The 11,970-nt window shown below is 37.3% G+C and carries 13 protein-coding genes and 3 pseudogenes; 14 read left to right on the top strand and 2 right to left on the bottom strand.

Translation table 11 applies throughout. The features are described from left to right. The first annotated feature begins 648 nt into the window (after positions 1-648). From MKP07_RS28350 to MKP07_RS28285, 14 genes and pseudogenes are all read left to right on the top strand, one after another. The gene (locus tag MKP07_RS28350) at positions 649-885 is read left to right on the top strand and encodes a hypothetical protein (protein ID WP_240850588.1); all 237 of its coding nucleotides are present in this window, start codon (positions 649-651) and stop codon (positions 883-885) included. Positions 886-1,295: 410 nt separating this feature from the next. After that, positions 1,296-1,793, top strand: a complete 498-nt coding sequence (locus MKP07_RS28345) for a hypothetical protein (RefSeq protein ID WP_240850587.1) — start codon at positions 1,296-1,298, stop codon at positions 1,791-1,793. Beyond that, on the top strand, positions 1,769-1,891 hold the full coding sequence (locus MKP07_RS43080) for an HNH endonuclease (RefSeq protein WP_394803607.1): 123 nt from the start codon (positions 1,769-1,771) through the stop codon (positions 1,889-1,891). The genes MKP07_RS28345 and MKP07_RS43080 overlap by 25 nt, the downstream gene beginning before the upstream one ends. 443 nt (positions 1,892-2,334) lie before the next feature. After that, positions 2,335-3,071: pseudogene (locus tag MKP07_RS43075) on the top strand (DNA cytosine methyltransferase). Positions 3,072-3,092: 21 nt separating this feature from the next. Further along, positions 3,093-4,031, top strand: coding sequence for an ATP-binding protein (locus MKP07_RS28330; protein WP_240851113.1), 939 nt, complete (start codon positions 3,093-3,095; stop codon positions 4,029-4,031). After that, a complete protein-coding gene (locus tag MKP07_RS28325; RefSeq protein WP_240850584.1) occupies positions 4,022-5,146 on the top strand; it encodes a hypothetical protein in 1,125 nt (374 codons plus the stop codon). Before MKP07_RS28330 ends, MKP07_RS28325 begins: the two co-directional genes overlap by 10 nt. Positions 5,147-5,282: 136 nt before the next feature. Further along, on the top strand, positions 5,283-5,537 hold the full coding sequence (locus MKP07_RS28320; protein ID WP_240850583.1) for a hypothetical protein: 255 nt from the start codon (positions 5,283-5,285) through the stop codon (positions 5,535-5,537). After that, positions 5,534-5,830 carry a hypothetical protein gene (locus tag MKP07_RS28315; RefSeq protein ID WP_240850582.1) on the top strand — a complete coding sequence of 99 codons (297 nt, stop codon included), beginning with the start codon at positions 5,534-5,536 and terminating at the stop codon, positions 5,828-5,830. The genes MKP07_RS28320 and MKP07_RS28315 overlap by 4 nt, the downstream gene beginning before the upstream one ends. Continuing rightward, positions 5,827-6,228 carry an ATP-binding protein gene (locus tag MKP07_RS28310; protein ID WP_317236121.1) on the top strand — a complete coding sequence of 134 codons (402 nt, stop codon included), beginning with the start codon at positions 5,827-5,829 and terminating at the stop codon, positions 6,226-6,228. The genes MKP07_RS28315 and MKP07_RS28310 overlap by 4 nt, the downstream gene beginning before the upstream one ends. Further along, positions 6,221-6,880, top strand: a complete 660-nt coding sequence (locus tag MKP07_RS28305) for a response regulator receiver domain (protein WP_240851112.1) — start codon at positions 6,221-6,223, stop codon at positions 6,878-6,880. Before MKP07_RS28310 ends, MKP07_RS28305 begins: the two co-directional genes overlap by 8 nt. A gap of 140 nt (positions 6,881-7,020) precedes the next feature. Continuing rightward, entirely contained in the window at positions 7,021-7,416 is a 396-nt protein-coding gene (locus MKP07_RS28300; RefSeq protein ID WP_240850580.1) for a hypothetical protein, read from the top strand. A gap of 132 nt (positions 7,417-7,548) precedes the next feature. Next, positions 7,549-7,902 (top strand): hypothetical protein, encoded by a 354-nt coding sequence (locus tag MKP07_RS28295; protein ID WP_240850579.1) that lies wholly within the window; start codon positions 7,549-7,551, stop codon positions 7,900-7,902. 2 nt (positions 7,903-7,904) lie between these two features. Next, positions 7,905-8,678: an HNH endonuclease gene (locus MKP07_RS28290; protein WP_240850578.1), complete on the top strand. Its 774-nt coding sequence runs from the start codon at positions 7,905-7,907 to the stop codon at positions 8,676-8,678. Between the two features lie 71 nt (positions 8,679-8,749). Next, positions 8,750-9,797 (top strand): annotated as a pseudogene (locus MKP07_RS28285) (IS481 family transposase). An 80-nt stretch (positions 9,798-9,877) separates the two neighbouring features. On the opposite strand, the gene MKP07_RS28280 reads toward MKP07_RS28285, so the two are convergent. Further along, positions 9,878-10,294, bottom strand: coding sequence for a very short patch repair endonuclease (locus MKP07_RS28280; protein ID WP_262919524.1), 417 nt, complete (start codon positions 10,292-10,294; stop codon positions 9,878-9,880). A 592-nt stretch (positions 10,295-10,886) separates the two neighbouring features. Then, positions 10,887-11,937: pseudogene (locus tag MKP07_RS28275) on the bottom strand (IS3 family transposase); the annotation flags it as partial. Positions 11,938-11,970: the final 33 nt, after the last annotated feature.

The following is an 11,970-nucleotide window of genomic DNA, read 5'->3' as shown; positions in this document are numbered from 1 at the left end:
GAGCGATAAAGGATATAACACCTGCTTCTGGTTATAATTAGCAGTCTTCCAACTCAAATATATCCTTTTCGATATGGCTAATTTTATCGACATTTTTAGAATTTTCAACGCACAGCTTACCTAAAGCAATCAACAGGACAAAGCTTGCGGCGCGAGCCACGTGTAGCTTGGCCAGTAATTTTTGCATAATGGCTATGTCTAATTGCTCATTTAAAGTGGCGCGTATTAATGGTGCCGAGTTGATACAATAAATGCAACATTTCTGTGAGCGCTTCTATAGCCAAACTCAGCGCCAAGTTTTTCTTAACTCCTTAAAGAACTGGAGCAGGGTTTTATGAACCTGCGCTTTGCTTTCCGGGGCAATTGTTTCCTACATAAATCCGCTGTGTTTTACCAAAAAAGCCTGTATTTTATGTACCTTTAGGCTTGCATAATCTAATTTGAAAAAACTAAATTTGCTCTATGACAACACATACTGCTATGCCGAACCATAAAGTACACGAAGGCCGCAACATTAAACGCGTTTCCGCGATGCTGGGTATAAAACAAGATGCCTGGCTTTTGACCTCAACGCGAGCCAGCAGGCCGTATCCTGCTTGAGCAGAAGGAAACGATGATACTCCCCTACTTCAAAAAATATCTGCCCTATTGAAAATACCTGTAGAGGCGATCCAGAATTTTGATGAAGAGCAGGCGGTGAATGTAATCGCGAATACTTTTAATAAAGAGGCTATGATTGGAACATCAGTAGTTGCTACAATCAATAACAATCCCATTGATGAACTAATGAAGCTACATGAGGAGAAAATGGCTCTTTATGAAAGAATGATAAAAGCACAAGATGAAATGATTGCCAGATATGAGCAGTTGATAAATAACAGGTAGTTTTTATTTTGGGCGTGCCCTGCCCTGTTTGTTGTTGATATTTTAGTGGGGGTCGGGCTACTGTAGGGTGCGCTGCGCTTCCGTGCTTTGCAATCGCCTCCTTGCAGTCGCCGCCCGCCGTATCCCCTCACGCGGATGTAATATTCTCAATAGTAATCCAATATCTTAAGTTAACAATAATGAAAACAAAGGGCTTTTCAGGCATACATATTTTAATACTTATTATTATGCCAATATTGTCAATAATGTTTTGTCCGCGACGTTGAGGCTCCTGGCTTCATAAGTAACTTTTTCGCCGATGAAGGCATATTATATATAACTGGCAGAACCGTTTCAAAAAAAGTGCATTTCATGTATTCATTCAGCATATATTGTAGGTGAATTTTTTGACAATGATATGCACGAGCACGATGAACGTGATTTTAAGTATTGTCAATTACACGCCCGTGATAAGTTCACTCTACGCGGTACATGCGTTAGACGATTATAATATGGAAAACTACCTGGATGGAGAAGAGTTCAAGACCTATGATGATGTTGAAAAGTATCATGAAGAACTTTATTTGACTGGCATATTATGGGATTTATACGAAAAAATTGCAGACGAAATTTTCTACCTGATGTTTAATAACCGCAAAATATTGTTATTATTTAATGATATGATAGCACAGCGCATGGATCGTATAAACTTAGTAGATTTTGACGAAGAAGAATATGAACAAGCTGCAAAGTATTTTACAAAAGCAGGTATCCTTAAACGGGTGCATATACCGGAATGGTGCAAGAAAGCTGTTTATTTCAGGGATCGCGGCAGGTGCTGCTTATGTCACAAAGACCTATCAGGGATCGTCTCTATGAATAATAAAACCATTACGATCATATTATGCCCCTTGCGCAGGGCGGCTTAAATGATGTAGCAAATATTCAATTACTTTGTGACAGTTGTAATACAAGTAAAGGGGCAAGAAGCATCGTAACATCTGAACTTTATGAAAGCTGGTTTTAATTACATATTGTAAATGCCGCTAAATTCGGTATCATCTAAGTATATTTTGCAATCAGAAATAGAAGAATGCTTCTTGTCAATAATAACTATTGCAGATTGCTCTATTAAAAAGTAGGGTTTTCCAGTATTGATTTGTTTGTGAGGTTGAATTAGCTTTGTGGCTCAGGATCAAAAGCTGTTACTACAACAGCTCATAAGTAAAAAAAAGTAACAAAAAACGGGGAAAACCCCGGTTTTTAACGAAAAATGAAAAGTATTTTTGTATTGTTAAGAAAAATACTGTAGTAAAAGAATAATAAAATTACTGAAATTTGCAAACTATTGTGTATAAAATAGTTAAATTTAGTAATACATTTGGACCGAATGAAAAAAACGACTAAAAACGGCAATAATCTTCCGCTCAGCGGGCTTAAAGCAGTAGATTTTTCTGCGGCGGTGGCGGCATGAGTTATGGTATGAAGATGGCCGGAATTAATGTTCTGGCCGGTATAGATTACGAAGAACAGTGTAGAGAAACATATGAATCAAATATAGATGGTGCTCAGTTTATTCTGGCCAATGTTTTTGAGTTGAAAGAGCAGCAACTTCAAAAAAACTAGGACTAAAAGAAACGACGATGAGTTGATACTCATCGGTTGTAGCCCTGCCAGTTTTGGAGTATCATAAACACTGACAAGAAAAAATCAAGTGAATCTAAAAACTTATTGATCGAATTCAGAAGGTTTGTAGAATATTTCAGACCAGGCTTTGTTGTGGTAGAAAATGTACCTGGTGTATTGCGGCAAAAGAAGAAAGCGGACTGGCAGGATTTATACATTGGCTCGAAACAGAAGGCTATAAAGTGCATTTTGATGTTCACAATGTTTGCGATTACGGTGTACCTCAAAGCAGAAAAAGATTTACACTGGTTGCCAACCGGGTTATCGACGAAGCTATTTTTCCTGCTAAACTAAATTCGAAACCGATAACGGTGTCTGATGTACTCGGTGAGCAAAATGGTTTTCCGAAGATTTCGCACGGTCATAAAGATACTACTCCTTTTATACATACGGTACAAAAGATAAGTAGTATTAATGCTGAAAGATTACAATATATAAAAAAGACGGGGTACCAGATTTGGCTTCGCCAATATAGAGCACTTGCAATTAAAGTGTTTTATAGGCAGAGACGATTCTTTTAAAGATACTTACGGCAGACTTTGGTGGAACAGACCATCACCTACGATTACAACCAAGTTTTTCAGTATTTCCAATGGCAGATTTATACACCCGGAAGAAGACAGACCGTTATCATTGAGAGAAGGTGCCACTTTGCAATCCTTTCCAAAACATATAAATTTTATGGTCCCAGCATTGCTTCTATAGCACGCCTTATTGGTAATGCCGTTCCACCCGAATATGCCAGACATATAGGTATGGCTATAAAAAACATGCAAATGCAATTTAGAACGAAAGCCCGGGCTGTTGATTTATTGGGAAAAGGACAAATTGCCGATTTACCTACTGCCATTACAGAATTATGGAAAAACGGTTATGATGCTTATGCCGATAGCCTGAGAGCTGATTTATACAAAGAAGGTTACAAAGGACTTTCAAAAACTTACTTCGCCATTTCTGATGACGGTAAAGGAATGTCCGACACGGATATCTTAGATAAATGGCTGGTGCTGGGAACAGACTCAAAGTCCAGGGCGGAACTGGAGCAGGAGTCTGAAGATACGCTGTGGAAAAAGCCCCGTATTAAAGCAGGCGAAAAAGGTATAGGACGCTTGTCTGTAGCCTATTTAGGCAACCCTATGCTGATGCTGACTAAGAAAATGGGCTATCCTTTGCAAGCAGTATATTTTGATTGGAGGTTGTTAGAAAATTATAATTTATTTCTGGACGACATTGTTATTCCTATTCAATCTGTCGAAAATATCGAGTTATTAGAAACAGCATTTTCTAAATTGAAGCGGATGTTTTTGTCAAACTTTGATAAAGAGTCTGACGCAGATGGTAACCCGATTTGGGAAGACAAACAAATAGATTTAAAATCGGTTATTATTTCAGAGACGAAAAATACAATATTAGAAGAACCTGTTTTAAACCATATATCTTCTTTTTTCACTCAGATGACGCACACGGAACTATGTTCTTGATTTTTGACCCTATTAATCAAATCATAGAGCTTTCAGAAAAAGATGATGATAATAGAGATGAAAAAATGTTTGTGCTCACCAGTTTATCAGGCTTTACAAATCCGTTTAAAGAGAAAACAATACACATTTCTACTATTATAAATATTCACACTGAATCTGAACAATATGATTTACTTACTTCATCTGGCAATTTTTTCACGAGAAGCGATTTTGACTTAGCAGATGTTTTTATAAATGGGAAATTTGATGGCAAGGGAGGGTTTAAAGGACAAATAAGAATTTATGACCAAATCATAGATTACGATTATTTGAACCCGAGGCAAAGAAAATCATCGTCCTTCTACGGTGAAATTCCTATTGAATTAGGCTACTCTCAAGGTGAAGAAAAATCATCACTTCTTACAGAGCAACAGTTCGCAGGGTTAAAAGCAAAAGCCACTTTATATGGTGGATTATATATTTATAGAGATGAATTTAGAGTGCTGCCTTATGGGAGGTACAATGCAGATTTTCTAAATTTTGAAGAGAGGCGATCCAAAAGGGCGGGAACTTATTATTTTTCCTACAGAAGAATGTTTGGCTACCTTGGACTCGAAAGAGATAAAAATCCAAAGCTAATAGATAAATCAAGTCGCGAAGGTTTAATTGCCAATACCCAGTATCAATCTTTCGTAAATGATGTTATTGGTTTTTTTGTAACACTAGCGCAAGACTATTTTGCTACTGAAGCCAAAGAATCACTTTTTCTGGATAAGAAGAAACAAATTAACGCTCAAAATGAGGCTTTACAAGCCGATAAAGCCAGAGAAAAGGCGGAAAAAATTGCATTTACCAAATCATTGACCAGTTATCCGCAAAGGTTAGAAGAACATCAAACAAAATATGAACACCTGCTGACTACACTGGATGAAAAACTGAATAACATTAATATCACCTACTCGGAGGTTGAAGATATTTTGGACGAAATTCAAAAACTAGATTTAGAGTTTAAAGGTTTGGTCCCGAAAGTTCCTAAGCGATATAAACCTACGGAGACCCAAAAAGAACGATTGTATAAATTTGAAAGCCGCCTTAATAATTATATTGAATTGGTAACCCCCGAAGAGAAGCATTAAATAAAAAGGCGCAGGACAAACTGGAGATCAGGGATTTAAAGATCGATTTTACCAAAAATATAACGGGTATATTTCAGCCCTGGAAAAATCACTTAATGAATACCGGCAACAGCTAGATGAAAAATCTGATTCTTTAATGAAGGATTACAGAGAACGGGCAAAACGTCTAAGTAACTCACTTTCTGAAAATAAAGAAAAAACGCTTAATACTATAGTCTCTAAAGAGCAGGTGGGCCAATTCACCAATGAGGTAGAAAACCTGTACAGCACACTACTAGCAGAAGCGGAAAAAACATTGTTTCCGCTGGTAGAACATATTAAGCGATTATCCTTTGATATTGATGAAGAGCAAGTTCAAGGTGCTTATAAAAAGCACAGTATGAGCAAATGAAATATCAATGGGAACAAACAAGAGATACAGCTCAATTGGGTATTGCTGTTGAAATTATTGACCATGAGTTTAACCAGCTGTACGCAAAAATAAATAATCAATTAGGCGTGTTACGTGAAAATAATGAGGTCAATTCGATTTCAGAGTTTAATTTTTTAGAAAGAAATTTTAAACAATTAGAAGATAAATATGCACTATTATCACCTTTATATCGGATATCCGGCGCATTGGTAAAAGATATTGCGGGAAACACTATTTATAATTACTTACTTGATTTTTTGAAAATCAAATAAAAGAATACGATATACAATTTGAAGTATCTGACGATTTCAAAAACCATTCTATCAGTATTAAAGAACCTGTAATTCACACCGTATTTATAAACATTATCAATAACGCAATTTATTGGATGCGCAATAAAGAACAACGCATCATTAAGCTTGATTATTTGCCTGATAGTAAGGAAATCGTTATTGCTAATTCGGGAGAAAAGATACCCGATTATAGACTTGATAAAATATGTGACCTTTTCTATTCTCAACGTCCTAACGGCAGAGGTATCGGACTTTATTTATCGAAACAAAGTTTAAACGAAGCCGGCCTGGATATTTATGCAACTAATGATAAAACCTATAACTCTTTAAACGGAGCATGCTTCGTGATAAACCAAACTATTGAAGGAAATGTATAGTGATAAAGCATTTGCCATATTAAATTCATCTATAAATTCTGCTGTTTTTATTGATGATAAAGCTAAAGATTTTTATTCCGGAACCCCGATTGACACAGGTGTAGTAGAAGAAAAATTATCGGGGGCATTGTTTAAAACATTCAAAGAGAATGGAAAAAGCCTGCTAGTTCATAAGTTTCAAAAAGAGCAGATAACAGATAATTCTTTGATAAATTATTTGTTTACAGGAAAAGATTTGATACTATTAGATTGGGAGCTGAATGACAATGATGGACAACAATATTCATTAGAACTACTTGCGAAATCCATAGAAGCGCCATACATTAATTTTTGCTGCATTTACTCAAGGGCGGCAAATTTTGATAAGATACCTCTCTATTTAACAGCATACTTTTCTGGTTTGCAAAAAGACGAAATTGAAAATATAAAGAATACCTATGCTCATGTAACAATAGAAGAAATTGCAGAATTTCAGAGAAACCCTAGCAATAGTATTGATTCATTTTTTGAAGATAATCAGATAGTCTTAGATGAATTTCCTATTGAAAGGTTTAGAGATAAGTCGAAAAACATAGTACTTGATCTAATTAACATTTCTCTTGACTACGAAAAGTACTTTTTCAAAAAGAAAATTATATTAACCACGAAGTAATTTATTCAGGAGAAGATTCTTTTATTATAAATAATACTTTTGTTCTGGCTATAAAAAAGGAAGAAGGCGATTCCGACTATAGTCATTTAATTAGAAGGATATCAGATCAGGTAATAAAGAATAAAAGCAGTTTTTTTCAATTGCTAGGACTGGAAATGCAATCCGTATTTAACAAAAATGAACGCTTTATTGATGAAACAATTTTAAAATCTTCCACAGAAGCACTTTTTCAATTCAGAAATCATATTAAGGATGATAAAACATTTGGAATTATTGTCAAGAAACTTTTGTTAGAGCAAGCAACTCTAAAATTAAGAACGGCAAAACTAGAATTATTGAAAGAAGACTTTTTAAACTTTAAAAGTGTAGAATTAGAAAAAAAAGCACCGACAGTTGAAGACTTATTTCAGTTGAACGTCTTTTACAATGCTGTTTCTGTAAAAAGTTTAAATTCGGAAGATATACCAAATTTAAATTTCGGAGATGTTTTTCAAGGCTCAGGAAGACTATTATCTATGCATAACAGCTTTGTGTGATTGTTATTACCCAAACAAAATTGAATCAAATTTTTACTTTGCAAAAGGTAAAGAGTTTCCGGATGTGGAAACTGCATTGCGATTAGGCGACACTGCATTTCTGAGTTTTCTGCCTAACAATAAAGTAGTACAATGGGGGATGCAGAGATTGTAAAGAAGGGGAAAATTAAAAAACAGGACGGAGAAACAGATGAGCAATTTTATAATAGAAAGCTAGAGGCAGAATTAAGAGCTTACAAGTCTTTTCTTTATAAACCCTTTTATATTAAACCTAAAGTTTACAACGTCGAAAGAAACAAGCTTATAGATAACAAAATCAGAATTTGGGATATAACTAATAAGTTTACTAAAGAACAAATTGATCAAAATCTTAATTATTTTGATGTTAAGTATATAACTACATTACGCAATGATTATGCTCAAAGGATAGCGAACCATGCATTCGGTCACCCTTCAAGAGTAGGCGTTGATTTTGTGAAGATTTAGTCATGTTTGAAATAGGTAATAAATATACCAAACGGGATATCTACAAGATTCTTGATGTACCTCCAGAAAGACAAAGAGGTGCCTGGGATAAAGGGTACAGAGAATATGAAGGAAATTATTTCATTTTCTCCAATGTAGGCATTCCTGGTAGAACGGGCCATGACTACAATAACTATTGGGATGGAGACTTGTTTGTATGGGAAGGTGCTACAACATCCCATTTAAAACAACCCCAAATAGATGCAATGCTTCATCCTGCCGAAGAGCAGAAAATATTCTTGTTTACACGTACAGAAGATAAGGCACCCTTTGTATTTGAAGGAAATGTAGTTGCAAAAGAATACCAAAATACAACGCCGGTTAAAGTTGTTTGGAAATTTGAAAATTATCCATATAATTTATTAGAAGAACCTACTTACTCTGGGCTGTCCAAAAATACACATTTGCGAGAAGGTACCACTTCGAAAATTTCAGTAAATAAGTATGAGCGTAATCCGCTGGCAAGAAGAATGTGTATAGCATATCATGGTGCATTGTGTAAGGTTTGCCAATTCGACTTCTATTTAATATATGGCGATATTGGGAAAGGATATATTCATGTACATCATATAATTCCTATATCTTCTATTGGAAAGGAATATGTATTTAATCCCGAGCAAGATTTAATTCCAGTCTGTCCTAATTGTCATTCCATAATCCACAAAAGAAAACCCATATTTAGTATTGAGGAATTGAAGGGAATTGTAGAGGAAAGAAGAATAACTTGTAGAAGTTAAGACTTAATCTGACAGTTGGGGTTAATTTAGAGTAACGACAAACTAAATTAATAACCCCCAAAAGTCAGATTATGAATTCTGCAACTAAGTTAATCAAATCCAGAGTTGGCTTACTCAATTTAGCCGAACAATTGAACAATGTGACTCGTGCCTGTAAATTAATGGGTACTAGCCGTGACAGTTTTTACCGTCTTAAACAACTCTATGAGACTGGAGGAGAAGAGGCTCTCAGAGAAATAAGTCGCCGTAAACCCATTCCCAAAAATCGTGTAGACCCAGCAGTTGAGAATGCTGTTGTTAAAATGGCATTCGATTTTCCAGCCTATGGCCAATCCAGAGCTTCAATGAACTTCGCAAGCAGGGTATTTTTATTTCAGCAGCTGGCGTTCGTTGTGTGTGGCAACGGCATGATCTGGAGATTTTTGAAAAACGTCTCAAGGCTCTGGAGGCTCGCGTAGCTCAGGACGGTTTGATCCTTACGGAAGCCCAGGTTATAGCGATGGAACGGAAAAAGAAAAGCAAGAAGCCCATGGGGAAATTGAAACGGAGCATCCTGGTTATCTAGGTTCCCAGGACACCTATTATGTTGGCACAATTAAAGGTGTAGGTAGGATTTATCAACAAACCTTCATTGACACCTATAGCCGGGTAGCTTTTGCTAAGCTTTATACAAGCAAACATGCTATTACATCGGCAGATATTCTCAATGATAAAGTTCTTCCATTCTTTGACGAACATGAAATACCAATGCTCAGAATACTTACTGATAGAGGAACTGAGTTTAACGGAAGACCCGAAAATCATGAGTATGAATTATATCTACAGATTGAAGGTATAGATCACAGCAAAACGAAAGTGCGCCATCCCCAAAGTAATGGAATTTGCGAACGCTTACACCGTACCATGCAGGATGAGTTCTATGCAATCGCCTTCCGAAGAAAGCTCTACCAGGATCTTCAAACTTTACAAAATGATCTGGACGAGTGGCTGGACCATTACAACAATGAGCGACCTCACAGTGGCAGATTTTGCTTTGGTAAAACTCCACTGCAAACTTTTAAAGAATCGCTTACCTTAGCCAAACAAAAACTGCTGGATCAAGTGAGTCCAGCAGCCTAATTAATTTAATCTGTATCCCTTTTGAAAATTTAAAAATTAGCCCCTGACTGTACGATCAAGTACTAACTATTACAAAATTTTTAACTTCTAAGCTGAAATACAATGTCCTGAAGCGTCTCTTGCAATTTTGCCTTTTTAAGGCTACAACCCCAAATAACTAACACTTTCCACCCTCTTGCTTCAAGGGTATTTATCGCTTTACAATCGTTGCTAATATTGCCGTTAATTTTATTAAACCACCATTCTGTTTTAGTCTGAGGAAGCGCAGCATATTTACAATCTTCATGTCCATGCCAAAAACAACCGTGAACGAAGATTACAGTTTTATATTTAGGCAAAACAATATCCGGCTTTCCGGGCAATTTTTTATCATGTAATCTATAACGGAAGCCTTGTGCGAAAAGGAATTTGCGAACCAACATTTCAGGTTTGGTATCTTTGCCCTTAACCTGGCTCATATTATAACTTCGCGTTGCTTTATCATGTACGTCTGCCATCCTGGTTCACAAGTTAATTCTACAAAAGTAACTTTTAGTATGTTTTTTCTGCTAAACTTGTGTGTGTGATAATGTTTCCCCGCGTGAGGGATAGCAGCGGTAGCCCACAGCCACGGCCCTTAGCCGGGGCGAGGACTACAAGCGGATAGCCCGGCCCCGGTATGGGGTTTGGGAGCAGCGCTTTATTACATTCGCGAAGGCTATAAGGTGTACCTTGCTGCACTTTTGCCCCATCGGCCCCATACCGGGGTACGCCCTCAAAGAAAAATAAAAATAAAAGTACTGCCGCTCCCCTCGCCGGCTGCCCCTGGTACCCGCTTTTTTGAATCAATGAGGCACATCAAATTTAAATGCTAATTTTGTTAGTATATGATGCAGCGATCCGGCAGTGCAGACTTACCCCTACATAACGGCCAGGTGCCGCCCTTGAAGCCTTATCATTTTTAGGACAGGTCTAAGTTAGACAAATTGGTGATTGTTCATTTAAAATATATGATTGTTGGTTAAATGGTTGATCAGGGTTCTGCTGTTGCCGTTCAGTCATATGTTTTAAATGAAGTGCCCCCGGCAGGGCCGACTGATGGGCCTTTGCCGGCGTTTGATTGTTTAACGATTGATGCGGCATTAGGTGGTTGTAGCCATGCTGCCACTCATCGCTGAGTATTCTGAGTTCCTCTAATGATTCAAACAAATACGCATCTAGCACATCTTCTCTGTATGTTCTGTTTAATCTTTCTATATAGGCATTTTGCATCGGCTTGCCGGGTTGTATGTATTTAATAATTATTGATCGATCACTGCACCATTCACTAAAAGCTTTTCCGGTGAACTCTGGCCCATTGTCTACTCTTACTTGAAGAGGCTTTCCTCTTTCTGCAGTGATCTGCTCCAGTATCTCAGTTACTTTCTGACCGGTGATAGAATAATCGCACCATACTGCAAGTGACTCTCTCGTACAGTCATCCACCACCTTAAATATGCGCAATTTTCTACCGCTCACCAGGCTATCAGACATGAAGTCCATACTGTAACTTTGGTTGGGCAGTAATTGCTTTTGAAGCGGTTCTTTGATTCGTGAGGGAAGCCTTTTCTTATGCCTTCTGCGCCTGCACAGGTTCATCTCACGATACACACGTAGCACACGGCTTCTGGCCCATTTGTTTCCTTCAATGCGGATGATCGCATAGTACTTATCAAAACCTCGTGTTGGAAAACGATCCGCCAAAGAACTAAGCTTATCGATAATGGCGCTATCATCCTTACCACTTCGATAATACCAAAGAGAGCGTTGCAAATGAATTACTCTGCAAGCCCTGCCAACACTAATGGATTGTTCTTTAATTACAGATTCCGCCAGCTCTCGTTTTTGACAGGGCTTTATAACTTTTTTCGATAATGTGTTTGGCAAGCTGATGATCAAGCATCAACTCTGCATACATTTGTTTAAGGCGGCGGTTCTCGTCCTGAAGAGCCTTGAGCTCTCTGATATGGCTGGAATCCATGCCGGCATACTTCTTACGCCAGTTATACAATGTTGCTTTGCTTATGCCATGCTCCCGACACAGCTCCAGGGCCTCGCGGCCACCTTCGTACTGCTTTAAAATCGACGCTATTTGCGTCTCGCTAAATCTTTGCTTTTTCATATCTGACAGTTTAAAATTAACTTATTCAAGTCT

This window comes from Paraniabella hibiscisoli, from assembly GCF_022512515.1.
GTDB lineage: Bacteria > Bacteroidota > Bacteroidia > Chitinophagales > Chitinophagaceae > Niabella > Niabella hibiscisoli.
Note: the sequence above shows the minus strand (reverse complement) of the source record. Positions and strands in the feature narration are given on the sequence as shown.

Coding starts and splice junctions, on each gene's coding strand:
- MKP07_RS28345 (WP_240850587.1), top strand. CDS start 1,296: ATGAACGTGATTTTAAGTATTGTCAATTACACGCCCGTGATAAGTTCA.
- MKP07_RS43080 (WP_394803607.1), top strand. CDS start 1,769: ATGCCCCTTGCGCAGGGCGGCTTAAATGATGTAGCAAATATTCAATTA.
- MKP07_RS28325 (WP_240850584.1), top strand. CDS start 4,022: ATGTTCTTGATTTTTGACCCTATTAATCAAATCATAGAGCTTTCAGAA.
- MKP07_RS28320 (WP_240850583.1), top strand. CDS start 5,283: ATGAAGGATTACAGAGAACGGGCAAAACGTCTAAGTAACTCACTTTCT.
- MKP07_RS28315 (WP_240850582.1), top strand. CDS start 5,534: ATGAAATATCAATGGGAACAAACAAGAGATACAGCTCAATTGGGTATT.
- MKP07_RS28305 (WP_240851112.1), top strand. CDS start 6,221: ATGTATAGTGATAAAGCATTTGCCATATTAAATTCATCTATAAATTCT.
- MKP07_RS28295 (WP_240850579.1), top strand. CDS start 7,549: ATGGGGGATGCAGAGATTGTAAAGAAGGGGAAAATTAAAAAACAGGAC.
- MKP07_RS28290 (WP_240850578.1), top strand. CDS start 7,905: ATGTTTGAAATAGGTAATAAATATACCAAACGGGATATCTACAAGATT.
- MKP07_RS28280 (WP_262919524.1), bottom strand. CDS start 10,294: ATGGCAGACGTACATGATAAAGCAACGCGAAGTTATAATATGAGCCAG.